Here is a 15,746-nt window from a genome sequence, read left to right on the forward strand (position 1 = left end):
CCGTCAAAGAGACGGCCTTCACAGCTATACACTATAACGTCTAATCGTTCTGCAGCAGCCAGGCCGCCGCCTCTTCCTCATTGCCGAATGTCCGGAAGCTGCTCCCCTTGTTCAGCTCGGAGAGCAGCTCCTTGAACCTGCCCTTGCCTGCCCGCCCGCTGCCAATGACCGCCGCACCTCTCACCCTGTAATTCATGAATTTCTGCAGCAGCGTTCCGGCCAGGCCGGTCCGCAGATTATAGAATTCCTCCGGTAACGATGCTTCATAGAGCAAAACTTTATATACATCATGCTCCATGCAGACGCCGATCAGATCCAGAATATCCTGCTCTGTACTTAGCATGCTGTCACCAGGGCGTAAATCGAGGTACTGCTGTCCTTCACGGGTCATCACTTCAACCTTCACTTGCTTCACTCCATTCCCGTTCTCATTAGTAAGGGCCCTGCGGACCTCTCCAATCCATTGCAATTCACTCGAATGCGCCGAGAGCTTGTTCGCCTGAATCAGCTTCCAGAGCATAGCTTCCCGCGGGCTCCGCCCGAGCGCATACTGCCCTTTGGCCTCGCGGCCCTGTTCCAGGTGGATAAGACTTATAATCTCCTGCTCATAAGCATCCAGCATGCCGAGAATTTCCGCGGTTTCCAGCTGATCGCTCCAGGCGAGCTGAATAAGGAAGGTGTTTCTGGCTTCCGGCTGCTCCGGTGCCGACAGAACCCAGCGCTTCAGCTCAGCCCTTCCTTCCGGGGTTATGGTGTACATTTTCTTGGAGGGCGAGCTCTCCTGATGCTGTACCTCACTCGTCACATATTCTTCCTTCAAAAGCTCAACCAGCGCTTTATAAATCTGGTTGTTATTCCCTGACCAGTACATGAAGGAAGAATCCTGAATAATCTTCTTCATGTCATACCCGGTCAGGGACTGGCTGCTTAACAGACCCAAAATGGCATAATTGATCGACATCCCATTCACTCCTATATGAATAACCTATGTTAATAGTAACATAGGTTATTTACATCATACAAACAAAAAAAATAAGCCACGCGCCGGAAACGGCACATGGCTGTTCATTATCCAATGAAGGGCAGGCGGATATCATACCACCCGCTTACCCCGCATTGTCCATATTCATTACTGCCTGCAGCGACCACTGTGCCGTCAGCTTTTAGCCCGACGGTATGCGTACAGCCGGCGGCTACGGCTACAATATCGCGCCAGCCGCTTACCTCGCATTCGCCGTACTTGTTCCAGCCTGTAGCCGTTACTGTACCGTCCGCTTTCAGGCCGACAGTATGATGGCTCCCCGCCGCAATCGCTGTAATCCCTCGCCAGCTGCTTACTTCGCATTGGCGTTCCTTGTTCCGGCCCGCGGCTGCCACCGTACCGCCCGCCTCCAGCGCCGCGGTATGCAGATATCCGGCGGCTACGGCCACAATACTGCGCCAGCCGCTTACCCCGCATTGGCCATACCGGTTATTCCCTGTAGCAATAACCCTGCCGTCTGATTGCAGTCCGGCTGTATGCCAGTCACCTGCAGCTGCCGCTATGATATTCCGCCAGCCGCCTACCTCGCACTCGCCATCCTGATTCCGGCCTGCGGCTACTGCAGTGCCGTCCGCTTTCAGGCCGATTGTCCTTCGCCAGCCTGCCGCTACCGCCACAATATCGTGCCAGCCGCTTACCTCGCATTGGCCGTGCTTGTTCCAGCCTGCGGCCGCCACTGTACCATCGGCTCGCAGACCGATGGTATGGGCATTGCCGGTATGCGCATTGCCGGCGTCTACCGCGACAATACCGCTCCAATCGTCCACATTGCATTGGCCGTATTTATTATCCCCTGCAGCCTTCACCGTACCGTCTGTCTTCAGGCCGGCCGTATGACGGTATCCTGCCGCCAGGGAAGTCATGCCTTGCATTACACTCATTAACCCCGCTCCTTCATCATGGTCAGATGCTGCCCATTAACAAGCTCATCTACATTAAACCATAATGACGGGATATTTTCTGCGCCAAGCCTGATAAAATACGTTTCCCGGGCACTTTTAACCCTTTGTAGCCCCAGCCGCAATGCCCTTAACGAAATATTTCTGCAGGGCGACGAACACAATCAGCACCGGCACAACCGACATCGCCGTTCCGGCAAAAATCATATCCCAGCGTGAGGAGAACTCTCCTATATAGCGGTATATTTCCACCACCATCGTCTTCGGCTCGCCTGAAGGCAGCACCAGCATCGGCATCAGGAAGTCATTCCAGATCCCCAGCCCGTTCAGCACCACCATACTGGCCGTAACCGGACCCATCAGCGGGAACACGATCCGCCAGAAGATTCCGTAGCGGGAGCAGCCGTCAATCTCCGCCGCTTCCTCAATTTCCTGCGGAATGCCTTTAACGAAGCTGGTGTAGAGCAGACAGCCAAAGCCGACAGCACCGGCGACATAGACCAGAATCGGACCGGCCAGACTACCGTACAAGCCGAACATTCTCAGCTCCTTGAACAGCGGAATCATATAAGCCTGGAACGGAATCATCATCCCGGCCAGGAAATACAGGAACATGAACCTTGTCCAGCGGGCGTTCCGCCGCTCAATCGCATAGCCGGCCATCGGAATGATCAGCACCTGGGCCACGATTGACACCAGGGTCAGAATCAGGCTGTTCAGAATAGCGCGCGGAAAGTCCGTCTCGGTCAACAGATATTTGAAGCTTTCCAGGTATAGCCCTTTAGGAAAGGCAATCGCGTCCCGCATGATTTCGGCGTTGCTTTTGAAGGCCGACATCAGGTTGAAGAAAATCGGGAAAAAGAAAATGACAGCCAGCACCAGCGTAACAATAAACATCGAGATTTCAGCAATTCTTTTTTTCGTTTGAAGAGTCATGCTACATCTGCACCTCCCGTTTCCGGAGGAATTTCACTTGAATGACCGTAATCAGCATAATGATCAGGAACAGCACCATGGCCAGCGCCGTACCAAAGCCCTGCCGCAGCTCGCCAAAGCCGACTTTGTAAATAATATAGGTCAATGTCTCGGTCTCAAAGCCCGGACCTCCATCCGTCATGACCGCAATCTGGTCAAAAATCTTCAGCGCGCTGATCATCGACAGTACCATACATACCGTCATTGAACCGGCCAGCAGCGGGAAGGTAATGTGCCGGAACTGCTGGAAGCCGTTCGCCCCGTCAATGCTGGCCGCTTCATTCAGCTCAGGCGGAATGCCCTGCAGCCCGGCCAGATAGATAATCATGTAATAGCCCGCGCCTTTCCAGACCGTAGACAGAATAATCGAAAGCATGGCGTAGTTCGGATTGCCCAGCCAGTCAACAACCCAGCTGCCCAGTCCGACCGCATCAAGAATCTGATTGAACACGCCGAAATTATAATTCAGGATCATAGCCCACACAAAACCCATTACGATCCCGCTCAGCAGTGTCGGGAAATAAAAAATACTTCTGAACAGATTGCGGAACCAGCGGACCTTATCCACCAGGATTGCCATGGCAATCGCTGCGATATTTTCCAGGACAACGAGGCTGATGGTCATGACCAGCGTATTTTTCAGCGCATTGTGCACGCGGGGGCTATGCCAGATTTCCACGAAATTGGCGAACCCGATATACCGCATGTCCTCACTGATACCATCCCATGAGGTGAAGCTGAGATAAATACTGCCTGCTGTCGGCACGATGACAAACAGTGTATAGATTAGAAATGACGGCAAAATAAACATCAGCGCATAGGACTGCCACTGCTTCTTTTTCTTGGGCTTCAGCGCCGCAAGCGGCTTGTCTGTCTGTTGCAATGCTGTAGACATGGATGCTCTCCCTCCCGGAGCTGCTCCCCGGCAAGAGGGTCTGCTCAATAGCAGGACTTCCCTCCCCCGGGCAGCTTTTCTTTTTTACCTATTAACCGGTACTTCTTATTGCTGGTTCGCTTTCACCTGTGCGTCATATTCAGTATCTGCCTGCTTCATGTAATCGCTGACATTCTCGTCCTTCACGACCAGATCCTGCAGCAGCTTGTAGAACCAGTTACGGAACTGCGGAGGAATCAGGTTATCGCCCCACCAGTTGTTGATTGCCAGCGATTTGGTGACATTCGGGTCGGCAATCAGATCAAGAGCTACCTGCATCTGTTCTCCGGTCTCATAAGTAACCTTCTCTTTGGTGGAAGGAATGGCGTTGATGCTGGCCAGATATTTGGCGTATTGCTCAGGTGCAAAGAAGAAGCGGATAAAATCCTTGATTGCCTCTGTTTTGTCCGCATCCTTGGCAGCTTCAGCAGAGAGCGACCAGCCGGCCGGCGACGGCAGACCGATTACATTCACTTTGCCTTCACGGTCAGGAATGGCATAGAAGCCGAATTCAAAGCTTGGATCTGCCTCCTGAATCTGTGTAAACATCCAGGTGCCGGAGTAGAGCTGGGCCGCTTTGCCTGCTACGAGAATGGAAGCCGTCTGGTTATCCCCGGTGCTGAGCCAGCCTTTGTCCACATAGTTAGTGAACAGGTCTTTAAAGTCTGTCATTGCCTGTACCACATTGGCATCAGTGAAGCTTACCGTCTTGGCCGTGCGCTTGGAGTTCCAGTCCGGGTCCTTCGAATACACATCATCAATCAGGAACTTGTTCACCCAGAAGCCCATATGGAAAATATCCTTGCCGCCGACAACAAGCGGAGTGATGCCGCTCGCCTTCAGCTTCTCCTGGATCGCGAGAAACTCGTCATACGTTTTGGGAAGCTCGGTGATGCCGGCATCCGCGTACGCTTTTTTGCTGTAGATAATGCCCTGCGGCACGTTTACCGACATCGGCGCATTCCACACCTTGCCGTCTACCTGCGGCGGATTGTCAAACAGCTCAGCCAGGTCGGCAGGCAGCTCGACGATTTTGCCGGCATCTGCAAACACCTGGGTGTCACGGATTTCAACGAGATCCGGGAATTCCCCGACGGCATCCTTGGTTTTGAGCCAGTCCAGATAAGCCGCTGAGGAGGTTTCGCTGATATCTTTGATTTTGACATTCGGATTGGCTTCCATAAAAACCTTGACGGCTTCTGCAATCGCCTCTTTGGTCGCCGGGTCGCCGGACGCATAGCCGATGGAGAACTGTACTTCTTTTTTCGTGTCCGTGGTTGCCGCCGGTGCATTGGTTGCGGTTGTGTTATTTGCGTTGTTAGCAGTATTTGAGGCGTTATTGTTACTTCCGCAAGCCGACAGAATGGCCGTTGCGGCCAGAAGGGTTGCAGACAATGCGGTTACTGATTTCTTATACATATGAACAAGACCCCCTATGAGACTGAAGATGGATTAAAGCGGGAAACAGCACCCGATGTGCGCATCATCTTAGTAAGCGTTTCCTTGTGATTACAGGATAGCATTCTGTACTCAAGGGTTGAATGCAGTTTTTTAAGCTCCATATGCGGTAATTTTAATAGATCTCCATGACAAAAAAAGAGAGAGATCCGCAGATCTCCCTCGCACGTCAGCTATTCAGCTGAATTTCTGCTATTCATTCAAGCCCTCTTCCCGCGCCTGCCGGTCGTATTCCCGGTCCGCTTCTTTCATTGCGCCGCTTACATCGCCATTGCTGACAACGAGCTCCTCCAGCAGCTTATAGTACCAGTTGCGGAACTGCTGCGGAATGGTATTGCCGCCCCACCAGTTGTTGATCATCCTTGATTTCACAGTCTGCGGGTCGTCAAGAATACGCAGAGCCTCCTGCATCGGTTCACTGACCGGATACACCGGTTTGATTGTGGTGGCAGGAATCCCGTTAATTGCCGCCAGAAAAGTACCGTACTGTTCAGGACTGAAGAAAAATTGCAGGAATTCCGTGATGGCTGCTGCCTTTACCGGATCACCGGCGGCTTCCGCCGAGAAGGACCAGCCGGCAAGCGAAGGAAGGCCGGTCACCTTCACCTGCCCGTTGCGGTCCGGCACCGCATAGAAGCCGAACTCAAAGGCCGGATCCGCAGCCGCAATCGGCGAGAACATCCAGGGCCCCGAGTAGAGCTGGGCCGCTTTCCCTGACACAAGGAAGGATACGGTCTGGTTATCGCCGATATTCTGCCAGCCCGGATCAACATACCGGGTGAACAGCTGTTTAAAGTCACTTACTGCCTGGATTACATTGGCATCGGTAAAGCTGGCCTTGCCGGCCGTTTTCTGTGCGTTCCAGTCCGGATCAGCCGCATACACATTATCGATCATAAATTTGTTAATCCAAAAGCCCAGGTGAAACAGATCCTTCCCTCCGGCTACCAGCGGTGTAATGCCGGAGGCCTTCAGCTTCTCCTGCACGTCCAGAAACTCATCATAGGTTTGCGGAAGACTGGTAATTCCGGCTGCCGCATAAGCTTTTTTGCTGTAGATGATACCCTGTGGCGGGGTTTCATACAGCGGAGCGTTCCACACTTGTCCATACACCTCTACAGGATGATCCAGAAGCTCCACCAGCTCCTGCGGTAGCGGGGCGATTTTGCCTGCAGCGGCGAAGGCCTCTGTATCACGCATCTCCAGCAGATCGGGAAACTCGCCGACGGCATCCTTTATTTTCAGCCAGTCCAGATAGGCGCTGGAGGAAATTTCGCTGATGTCCTTGATCGTCACATGAGGATGAGCCTGCATATAGGCGGCAATCACCGCCTTCAGTGCCTGCGTAGTTGCCATATCCCCGGCAGCATAGGCAATGGAAAAGGTGACCGGCCGGAGAGATTCTTCCTTTCGCCCGCCATCATCCCCGGAGCGGCCCGTGCTGCAGGAGGCAAGGATAGCGAGGGTGAGGATACCCGCTGCCGTTTGTCTTTTGCTAAACTTGTACATACACCGCTTGCGCTCCCTTACAGTAGACTACGATCTTTGTTCAATAACAGGAAACAGCAGGGTAACGGATGTCCCGATATGCTCCCGGCTGCTGACAGTAAGGCCATACTCATCGCCGAAGCTGGAACGGATGCGTTCATGGACATTTTTCAGGCCTACATTTTTGCTGGGGGCGGCGGGGTCTTCCAGATTCCTGTGAAGCTGTGCCAGTGTCTCCCGGCTCATGCCGATGCCGTCATCATAAATCGTGACAGCCATTACCTGCCCCCTACGCTCAACCGTGATGCCTATCGTTCCCTTGCCCTTCTGGCGCAGACCATGCTGCACAGCATTCTCGACCACCGGCTGCAGCGACAGCTTCAGCACCGGCCAGTTCAAATCAATATCCTGCGGAATCTCCTGCTGAAGCGTATACCGGTTTTCATACCGGACGGAAATAATGTAGAAATAATTATGAAGATGCATAAGCTCGCTGCCAAGGCTGACCCGGTCCTCCCCGTAATCTATCACATACTTCAGCTGATCCGAGAGGGCCAGAATCATATCCGCCACTTCCCCGGCCTCCTTGTCCACTGCATTCATGCGGATAACTTCCAGGGTGTTGTAGAGATAATGCGGCCGGATCTGGCTTTTCAGCGCATTCAGCTCGGTCTGCTTCTGCTTGATCTGGGCCACATAGGCTTCGTCGATATGAATTTTGAGGCGTTCCACCATCCGGTTAAACCCATGGGCCAGCCTGCCCATCTCATCATTGCTGTTCACTGTCAGCTGGGTGTCAAGGTTGCCGGACTCCACCACCGTCATCTGTCTGATCAGCTCCCTGATCGGTGCAGCCAGGCGGCGGGAAAACCACGCCCCCATTACAATCATCACAACCGCGCAGATTGCGATGGCGGTATATACGGTCATCCTTGCCGACAGAAGCTGCTCGAACAGGCTGCCGCGGTGGATTCCGGCGATAATCTGCCCGTCCAGAAAAGGGATCTCCTGACTGAGCTTAATCCGCTCCTTATCTTCCAGCACAGGCTGTATTACTGCCCCCGGAGCCACATCCTGATTGCTGAAATACACTCTGCCCTGGCCGTCCAGCAGGTACAGCTCATCCTTGGCGCCGAGGCTGAGCTCCCCGATAAACTGCTGGAACAGCGAGGTGTCGATGTCCAGGAAAAGGGTGCCCACCACCTTAGGCTCCCGGGTCACTCTGCCCGAGGTATCAATCAGGGTGCGGCCGATGGTGAATACGGTTTTGTCGGAGTCAAAAAAGTAATCATCCGTATGTGCCGGAAATACCGCTGCTTTGGCCGGATCTTTAGCCATGGCCGCCAGCCACTCCGGCCGGGCGAAATCGTCCGTCACCAGCGAGCGGTTCTCCTTCTGCTGCGAGTATACCTTCCCGTCCGCACTCCTTACAAACTGCACACCGGTAATATAGGAATCGCTGAAGAGCAGCGTTTTGAGGAAGCTGTCAATCGGAATGGCATTAATCTGCCCCAGCTCATTGACATTCGCCGTCTGATTGCGGCTGTAGCTGTCGATGTATCCGTCGTAACGGCCGGTGTACATCAGCTTGGAGATTTCATTGTACTGGTTAAACGCCGAATTCAGATTATAGCCCATATACAGCACCATCTGCTGCAGATTGCTGGCTGTATAGCGCTCCACATAACCGGAAAAGGTCTTAACGGAAAAAAAGCTGAGCGCCAGCAGCGGAATCAGCCCGACCAGCAGAAAGGATGCCGAAAATTTGACGAAAATACTGCTGCTCCTCCCCCGGTTCAGCACGCATACTCCCCCTTAAACTCTATTATCATGCCGTCAAGGCTTCCAGGACTGCTTATACTCCTGCGGTAGCCTGCCGAATTTCTTCTTGAACATATCGCTGAAATGACGGGCATTGTTATAGCCGACCAGCTCGGCGATTTCATAGATCATCAGATTGCTCTGGAGCAGTAGCCGGCGGGCATGATTCAGCCTTACCTCCGTTAAATAGTGCTTGAAGTTCTGTCCGGTATGCTTCTTGAAAAAGCTGCTGAAATAATACGGGTTCATGTACAGCATCGCGGCCATGGATTCCAGCGTAATATTCTCGGCGTAATGCTCGTCTACATAAGCTTTGATCTGGAGCAGCTGGGGCATCTCTTTGCCGCTCAGCCTGCCGGCCAGCTGGTCGTACAGCTGCCGTACCACGCTGCAGAAAGCATCCCCCAGCGCGGCATAGGTCGGAGCTGCAGTAAGCTGCTCCAGCAGCAGCGGACTGGGGCCCTGCTGGGCGGCAGCATCCGCACTGTATTCGGCAAGCTCCTGCTCCAGCTGGAGCACTGTATTGTAGACATGCGATACCGCCTGGGCGGGGCTGCCGCCGGAGAGCTGTTCCACCTGGTCAAGCAGCTCTTTGCACCGGCGGGCGGCAGTCTCCTTCTCCAGCATCTTCAGCGCTTCTATCAGCGAGAGCTGAGTCTCCGCCAGCAAGGCCGGCGAGGACAGGGAAGACGGAGCCTGAGCAGCGCCGTCATCTGCGATAACCCGGTTCAAGCCGCAGAAATATTTGGATTTGAGCGCTTTCAAGGCGCTGCGGTAGGATTCGTCCGCCTCCTCCATTCCGCCTCCCGGCAGGCCTACGCCAATGGTCACCTGCAGCTTGAGATAGCTGTTGATCTTCTGGTGCAGATCAATCATCAGAGTAAGCGGCTTGTCAGCCTGCTCATGCTGCAGCAGCATACACAGCCGTTCCCCCTTGCGGAATACATATCCACTGCCGCTGCTTTCGACCGTCTCTTTGATAATATTGCTGAGCGCGAATTCCACCAGCTTGCGTTCATGCTCCTCCCAGCGGGAGGAGCCGCCGCTGTACTCATCGATCTCCACTGCACAAACGGTAGCAAAGCGGGTAATGGCTGTATTCCCCAGCCGGGCCAGCGTGACTGCAACCCCCTTGTTGCCGTCCGTCAGCTGTTCAAGCAGCTCTTCAATCGTGCCTGAGACATTTTTGCGTTCATAGGATTTCAGCCGCTCCTTGTTCCGCTCCTCCTCCGACTCCTGGCGGATCAGCGCGGCTGCCTTGCCTGCCGCCTGCTCCAGCTGGCCGGTATTGACCGGCTTAAGCAGATAGTCCACCGCCCCATACTGCAGCGCCTGCCGGGCATAAGCGAACTCCTGATAGGCACTGATGAACACCACCTTGATGGAGCGGCCTGATTCATGAATCCCGCGTATAATATCAATGCCTGAATAACCCGGCATGCTAATGTCACTGATGATCAGATCGGGAGCAGCGCTGTCAATCAGCGTCTTCAGCTCAATCCCGTCGCTTGCTTCTCCGACGATTTCAAGACCGAGCGACTCCCAGGCAATCAGTTTTTTGAGCCCGCGAAGAATGACCGGCTCATCATCGGCCAGTACAACACGTATGCTTCTGTTCATGCTTGTTCCTCCGTGTATATGACATCTTGTTGCCGCTTCCGGGATTGCCCCACCACTACTGTACCACAGAAGCCCGGCAGGACAGATGCAGCTTTTTAATGGAAAACCGCAGTTTTTTAAGCGGACGGTCCGTAACCGCCTGTTCCACTCTTCATGAGGCCGCATGGCGCAATCCGGCTGCAGCTTGTATACTTGTAGCAAAAAGGAAAGGCGGTCATCTTCCTGATCTATTTCATTAAATTCCTCTACAGCTTCATTCTGCCGCCGGGCCTGTTCGTCCTGCTGCTGTCTGCGGCTGCACTCTGGATCTGGCGCAAAAACCGCCGTCCGGCCGTTACTCTGCTAATTATTACCATGCTACTCTACCTGTCTATGACACCGCTGATGTCAAGTCTGCTGATGGGCAGCCTGGAGCGTAAATACAGTCCGCCGTCCCGGATCGACGGCGATGTGATCGTCGTACTGGGCGGCGGTGCCACAAGCGGAACGCCGGATATTGACGGTGAGGGCAATCTGTATGGGCCTGCGGCCAACCGGTTGCTGACCGCAGCACGGCTGTACAGGGAAACCGGCCTGCCGCTGCTGTTCACCGGCGGCCAGGTGTTCGCCGACAGCGGCAATGAAGCGGACATTGCAAAGCGCCAGCTGATCGGCCTTGGCATTCCGGCAGAGGATATCCTGACCGAGAACCAGTCGCTCAATACCGAGCAGAACGCCGAGTTTACCGCAGCGCTGATGAAGGAGCACGGGCTCAGCCGCCCGGTGCTGGTCACCTCAGCCTTCCATATCGCGCGCGGCATGGAGGAATTCCGCAGCGCCGGATTATCCCCGCAGGCTTACCCGAGCGATTATAGGGTCAGCCGCACAGGCTCCTTCTCCCTCGCCAAGCTGTTTCCTTCACCCGGATCGATGGAGTCTACCGGAATCGCGCTGAAGGAATACCTTGGCCTGCTGGCGGCCAGCTTATAGACAGCCTGGCCGGCATCCACCCCGAAAATCCGGCTCCGGCAGCGGACCAAATAAAAAGCAGTGGCCGGAGGAATTTCCCCGCGCCACTGCTTTTTTTTGTCCTGCGTCCTATTTGACCAGATCGTAAAATACGGCGTCAGTCATGCCGGCCAGCTCCTGCGGGTCCAGCTCCATCTGCATGCCGATTTTGCCGGCACTGACCGCAATCGTATCGTACAGCTCCGCGCTTTCCTCAATAAAGGTCGGATACAGCTTCTTCATCCCGACCGGCGAGCAGCCGCCCCGGATGTACCCTGTCCACTTCAGCAGATCCTTCATCGGCAGCATCTCAATCTTTTTCTCTCCTGCAGCCTTGGCGGCCTTCTTCAGATCCAGCTCCCCGCCTACCGGAATGACGAACACATACAGATTGGGTCCGTTGTGTGCCACCAGAGTCTTAAAGACCGTATCCGGATCAAGACCGATCTTTTCAGCCACTGCAGTTCCGTGAATGGCCCCGTCCTCGTTATCATAATGATGCACCTCATAGCGGATGCCCTTGGCATCCAGCATCCGCAGCGCGTTGGTTTTGCCGGTCTGCATGTTTCCCACCCTTTTCTGCCCAATATCATTTAATAGATTATAACCCGCTGAATATGTATAAAAGCTATTATAACACGCACCGTTTGCAGTCTATAATAAAACCAGACTCTGTCCATTCCCCGTCTCAGGAAAGGAGATTATATGCGTACTGTATTTGACGCTCATCTGCACATTATCGATCCCCGTTTCCCGCTTATTGAGAATCAGGGCTTTTTACCTGCCCCTTTCACCTGCGGAGATTACCTGGACAAAGTCCGGGAGCTTGATCTGAAAGGCGGCGCCGTTGTCTCCGGGTCCTTTCAGGGGTATGACCAGACTTACCTGATCGACGCTCTGCAAACGCTTGGACCTGGCTTTGCCGGCGTAACGCAATTACCTTACGATACTTCCGACGAAGAGCTGCTGAGGCTGCATGGGTATGGTGTGAGGGCCGTCCGTTTCAATGTCAGGCGCGGAGGCTCGGAAGACTTGTCGCAGCTGGATTATATGGCCCGGAGAGTTCATGAAATAGCAGGATGGCATACAGAGCTGTACATCGACTCGGTGCATCTGCCTGATATTGCCCCGGTTGCGGCCGCCCTTCCTGCAGTATCCGTAGACCATCTTGGATTATCCCAAGACGGTTTCCCCCATCTGCTTGCTCTGGTCCACAAAGGCGTCCGGGTAAAAGCCACCGGCTTCGGCCGTGTAGAGCTTGATGTTCCGCAGGCGCTCTGTGCAATTGCCGAGGTCAATCCGGATGCGCTAATGTTCGGGACCGATCTGCCGTCCACCAGAGCTCCCCGTCCCTTTCACCCTGCGGATATTGAGCTGATCTGCGAGACGCTCGGCGACAAGCTTGCCGGTAAAGTGCTTTATCAGAACGCGGCAGACTGGTATTTAAAACGCTGACGGACTGCCGGACAATAACAAAAACCCTTGGCTGCCCAAGGGTTCAGTTATTGGAATCGTCATCCGGTCAAGCTGTCTTGCCCGGCTAATCGCGCGGATAATTCACTGCCATAATATCCATAAACGGAACCTTGTGCAGTTCCCCGTTAAAGCTGACATGCACCTTGCCGGTCCGGGAGTCCATGCCGGTAATCTGCCCGCGCACCTCATCTTCTTTTCCCCATACGGTCAGCACGATCACTGACTCCTCCTGCATTGCTTCTGTCAGCTGGTTGCCGAGCTCCTCCAGCACAAATTCATCTCTTGTCGGCCGTTTGGCCACTTTTGCTTTTGCCACGCTTTACCTCCATTAAGCCATTCCTGGGATTCCTTTTAGCAACTGTTCAGCAGCTATAATGAATGCTCCTGAATATTATAACATGTACTCCCCGGGCAGCAACCCGCAGTGCAGCAAAAAGGAACCGGACGGCAGCCCGATTCCTCTAAGTACAGCGTTATTGTATAAACTATTGAATGGTGGCGCCGATATTAGTGCCGGCTGGTGTTCCGGAACCGATCAGATCGCTGCCTGAGGACAGCTTCAGGAAATTGCCGAGGCTGAAAGAGCCGTCAGCATTCCGGCTAACCGAAGGAGTCAGGCTCACGAAATCGGCACTGCTCGCTACAAGACCCTTGGCGTTGGTGCTGGCGTTATTCTTCCACCATACGTTAGTGCTGGAAACATCCGTTCCGCTTGTCTTGTCGCTCGAGGATCCGGCAAAGCTCAGGTTATTCGTGAAGACATGGGTACCTGCATCAAAAGCAAAGTTGCTTCCGCCATTGCTCCATGACGTATTGTTGGTCATTTTGATGGAGCCGGGGTTGCTGTTATAGGTGAAGCCGTGCTTTTTGTTCTGGAAGGCCATGCTGTTCGTTACAGTATGATTTACGGATATGGATTCCCCGCCCAGCTTGAAGCCGTTGCCGTCACTGTTCGAGGTTGAGTTGCCGTCAGAGGTTTGGCCGTTTTTGTAAGCAATGCTGTTCTTAATGGTGACTGCGCCGATCGGGCCGGTATCCGTCTTGGTGTACAGATCCCATCCGTCATCGGTGTTCCAGGCTGCTATACATTTATCGAATACATTTCCCGGGCCAATCGTCAGCTTGGCGGCAAACCCGTCAGCATCCTCCCCGTTATCCGGGTCAAAATTGTCATGGGAGTATACGCCGATAATCTGATTGTAGCTCGGCCATTCGCTCATACTCGAGGCAGATGAGGCATAGCGGCTGATCTGCAGGCCCGAATCCCGGTTATGATGCGTCTCTACATTTTCGATAATGTTGTAGTTACCGCCAATAAAGATGCCGTTGTCTCCGGCTCCCTTGACTTCAAGTCCTTTTACATGCCAGTAATGCCCAAAAACCTGTAAGCCGCGTTCCGAGGATGCAAAGGCTTGACCGGAGAAATCAAAAACCGGCTTTTCACTTCCATAGGCGACGATGGTCTTGCGCGCGCTGGAGGTACCGCTGTTGTCCCGCTCGATCGTCACTGGTGAAGAGAAGGAATAAGTGCCGCCGCGCAGGTAGATCGTACCGCCTGCAGCCACCCGGGTCAGTGCAGATTGCAGCGTAGTCGGGCTCCCAATCGTTCCGGCATTGCCTGCAGCCCCGTTAGCCGCAACATAAAGTGCTCCGGAAACCGGAGTTGCAGTCGGGACAGCGGTAGGTGCAGGCGTGGGCGCTGTTGCTGAAGGAGTTGCAGTCGGTGTAGGCGCTGCTGTCGGACTGCTGGTTGGTGCCGTTGTAGCGGTTGGCGTGGATGTAGGAGCAGCTGTGGTATCGCTTACAATTACATTATCAAATTTGGCAGCCGTCTTGTAGGCAATCAATCCAACCCCGCCTGAGGTTAAATTGTTATCGTGTGCATTTAGTTGCAGCACATTATTCACATACATGCTGATCGAATCTCCCGCTAATTCCAGCCGGATGTTGTACACTGTTCCTGTCGTGATGGAGAAGCCGGTCTTCGTAGCGAGTGTAGTGCTTTCGCCGCCGAATTTTTTGCGGATTTCCAGTGTTCCCCCGTTCGAATTGGAGATGGAAGCGGCATAGTAATTGTTCCCGTCCTTGTAACGGCCGCACACATACGTACGGTTTGTGCCGTTAAAATTATCGATTTTGACATCAGCCTTGACGCTGTAGTCGGTCCAGGAGCCGCTGCCTGCAGAAGTACGGCCTTCTGAACTGCCGGATTGATAATATACATAAGAGCTGCCGTCCTTTACTACTGACCAGGTACCTGTCGTGCTGGTCCAATTGCCGGCGCTGCCGGACTCAAAATCATCACTGAAGACGTTAGCCGCATGTACTGACGGTATCCCCCATTGCAAGCCGCCAAAAGCGATTACAGCAGAAAGCGCAATACATGCAGTGAAAGAAAATCTCTTTTTTATTTTCACGTTAACATTTACCTCCAGATTATTTTTATTTTTTCAGTAGCAGCTGCAGCTGTAGCATTCCATGTCATTCTTGCTGTCTTTACTGACAACAGTTATTCATCGTTCATCGCATCCCTCCTTATAACTCCAACTGCAGATTGCTGCGAAAAACATTTTTCCGCAGGAGTCAGCCTAACTTCCACTATAAATCCTTTTTTAGGATTGTACAGATGCTTTTAAGTAAAATTATTACATATATGTGAATGTATTCGGTTTTCTTTCATAACTCCTTTGTAAAGGGACACGATGCTCTGGCAGGCACACAAAAAGCTGCCCGTTTGGGCAGCTTCATATGATCCTCTATTCAGCTATTACGCATCCGCTCAACCAGTCCGGTGTACACCTTATACTGCTCTTCCCACGCATGCTTGCGGTTGCCAAAACCTTTCCCCTCCAGCAGCGCTCCTATAACATCCAGACAGACATGCCAGCCGGCCAGATCTTTGGGAGTATGATCCGTAATTGTACTTATCGTCTCGATTAACCGAAGACTGCTTCCTCCCGGCCCTGCTTCAAGCTCAAATCTGACCTTATCCTCACCCCAGGCATATTCCAGCACAGCGGCAGGCTCGTAATCCGAGATCCCCATC

13 protein-coding genes and 1 pseudogene are annotated in these 15,746 nt (G+C 53.5%); 2 read left to right on the forward strand and 12 right to left on the reverse strand.

Annotation, left to right across the window (positions count from 1 at the left end; all coding sequences use genetic code 11):
• Positions 1–40: 40 nt before the first annotated feature.
• The 8 genes from AC4G46_RS18780 to AC4G46_RS18815 all read right to left on the reverse strand — a co-directional run bounded on the left by AC4G46_RS18780 (position 41) and on the right by AC4G46_RS18815 (position 10,237).
• Positions 41–961, reverse strand: a complete 921-nt coding sequence (locus AC4G46_RS18780; protein WP_491124060.1) for a PadR family transcriptional regulator — start codon at positions 959–961, stop codon at positions 41–43.
• A gap of 107 nt (positions 962–1,068) precedes the next feature.
• On the reverse strand, positions 1,069–1,923 hold the full coding sequence (locus AC4G46_RS18785; protein WP_491124061.1) for an RCC1 domain-containing protein: 855 nt from the start codon (positions 1,921–1,923) through the stop codon (positions 1,069–1,071).
• Between the two features lie 117 nt (positions 1,924–2,040).
• The gene (locus AC4G46_RS18790; RefSeq protein ID WP_491124062.1) at positions 2,041–2,877 is read right to left on the reverse strand and encodes a carbohydrate ABC transporter permease; all 837 of its coding nucleotides are present in this window, start codon (positions 2,875–2,877) and stop codon (positions 2,041–2,043) included.
• A 1-nt stretch (position 2,878) separates the two neighbouring features.
• Positions 2,879–3,811, reverse strand: a complete 933-nt coding sequence (locus AC4G46_RS18795) for a carbohydrate ABC transporter permease (RefSeq protein WP_491124063.1) — start codon at positions 3,809–3,811, stop codon at positions 2,879–2,881.
• Positions 3,812–3,916: 105 nt separating this feature from the next.
• On the reverse strand, positions 3,917–5,269 hold the full coding sequence (locus AC4G46_RS18800; protein ID WP_491124064.1) for an ABC transporter substrate-binding protein: 1,353 nt from the start codon (positions 5,267–5,269) through the stop codon (positions 3,917–3,919).
• Between the two features lie 231 nt (positions 5,270–5,500).
• Complete coding sequence (locus tag AC4G46_RS18805) at positions 5,501–6,817, reverse strand: ABC transporter substrate-binding protein (RefSeq protein ID WP_491124065.1); 1,317 nt, start codon at positions 6,815–6,817, stop codon at positions 5,501–5,503.
• A 27-nt stretch (positions 6,818–6,844) separates the two neighbouring features.
• A complete protein-coding gene (locus AC4G46_RS18810) occupies positions 6,845–8,599 on the reverse strand; it encodes a cache domain-containing sensor histidine kinase (RefSeq protein ID WP_491124066.1) in 1,755 nt (584 codons plus the stop codon).
• A 33-nt stretch (positions 8,600–8,632) separates the two neighbouring features.
• A complete protein-coding gene (locus AC4G46_RS18815; protein WP_491124067.1) occupies positions 8,633–10,237 on the reverse strand; it encodes a response regulator in 1,605 nt (534 codons plus the stop codon).
• Between the two features lie 222 nt (positions 10,238–10,459).
• Here AC4G46_RS18815 and AC4G46_RS18820 point away from each other — a divergent pair, with 222 nt between their 5' ends.
• Positions 10,460–11,206 carry a YdcF family protein gene (locus tag AC4G46_RS18820; RefSeq protein WP_491128928.1) on the forward strand — a complete coding sequence of 249 codons (747 nt, stop codon included), beginning with the start codon at positions 10,460–10,462 and terminating at the stop codon, positions 11,204–11,206.
• 108 nt (positions 11,207–11,314) lie between these two features.
• Here AC4G46_RS18820 and ybaK read toward each other — a convergent pair whose 3' ends face one another.
• Positions 11,315–11,788 (reverse strand): Cys-tRNA(Pro) deacylase, encoded by a 474-nt coding sequence (gene ybaK, locus AC4G46_RS18825; RefSeq protein WP_090713599.1) that lies wholly within the window; start codon positions 11,786–11,788, stop codon positions 11,315–11,317.
• A gap of 141 nt (positions 11,789–11,929) precedes the next feature.
• Between ybaK and AC4G46_RS18830 the strand changes: the two genes are divergently transcribed.
• A complete protein-coding gene (locus tag AC4G46_RS18830) occupies positions 11,930–12,679 on the forward strand; it encodes an amidohydrolase family protein (protein ID WP_491124068.1) in 750 nt (249 codons plus the stop codon).
• Between the two features lie 85 nt (positions 12,680–12,764).
• Here AC4G46_RS18830 and AC4G46_RS18835 read toward each other — a convergent pair whose 3' ends face one another.
• From AC4G46_RS18835 to AC4G46_RS18845, 3 genes and pseudogenes are all read right to left on the reverse strand, one after another.
• Positions 12,765–13,016 carry a YolD-like family protein gene (locus AC4G46_RS18835; protein WP_491124069.1) on the reverse strand — a complete coding sequence of 84 codons (252 nt, stop codon included), beginning with the start codon at positions 13,014–13,016 and terminating at the stop codon, positions 12,765–12,767.
• A 169-nt stretch (positions 13,017–13,185) separates the two neighbouring features.
• Positions 13,186–14,355 (reverse strand): annotated as a pseudogene (locus AC4G46_RS18840) (right-handed parallel beta-helix repeat-containing protein); the annotation flags it as partial.
• Positions 14,356–15,460: 1,105 nt separating this feature from the next.
• A complete protein-coding gene (locus AC4G46_RS18845) occupies positions 15,461–15,745 on the reverse strand; it encodes an SRPBCC family protein (protein WP_491124070.1) in 285 nt (94 codons plus the stop codon).
• Between the last annotated feature and the right edge of the window lies 1 nt (position 15,746).

The sequence above is a fragment of the Paenibacillus sp. fava2 genome, assembly GCF_058313675.1.

Excerpts from the sequence above, each read along its gene's own strand:
- AC4G46_RS18780 (WP_491124060.1), bottom strand. The coding sequence starts at position 961 with ATGTCGATCAATTATGCCATTTTGGGTCTGTTAAGCAGCCAGTCCCTG.
- AC4G46_RS18785 (WP_491124061.1), bottom strand. The coding sequence starts at position 1,923 with ATGAGTGTAATGCAAGGCATGACTTCCCTGGCGGCAGGATACCGTCAT.
- AC4G46_RS18790 (WP_491124062.1), bottom strand. The coding sequence starts at position 2,877 with ATGACTCTTCAAACGAAAAAAAGAATTGCTGAAATCTCGATGTTTATT.
- AC4G46_RS18795 (WP_491124063.1), bottom strand. The coding sequence starts at position 3,811 with ATGTCTACAGCATTGCAACAGACAGACAAGCCGCTTGCGGCGCTGAAG.
- AC4G46_RS18800 (WP_491124064.1), bottom strand. The coding sequence starts at position 5,269 with ATGTATAAGAAATCAGTAACCGCATTGTCTGCAACCCTTCTGGCCGCA.
- AC4G46_RS18805 (WP_491124065.1), bottom strand. The coding sequence starts at position 6,817 with ATGTACAAGTTTAGCAAAAGACAAACGGCAGCGGGTATCCTCACCCTC.
- AC4G46_RS18815 (WP_491124067.1), bottom strand. The coding sequence starts at position 10,237 with ATGAACAGAAGCATACGTGTTGTACTGGCCGATGATGAGCCGGTCATT.
- ybaK (WP_090713599.1), bottom strand. The coding sequence starts at position 11,788 with ATGCAGACCGGCAAAACCAACGCGCTGCGGATGCTGGATGCCAAGGGC.
- AC4G46_RS18830 (WP_491124068.1), top strand. The coding sequence starts at position 11,930 with ATGCGTACTGTATTTGACGCTCATCTGCACATTATCGATCCCCGTTTC.
- AC4G46_RS18845 (WP_491124070.1), bottom strand. The coding sequence starts at position 15,745 with ATGGGGATCTCGGATTACGAGCCTGCCGCTGTGCTGGAATATGCCTGG.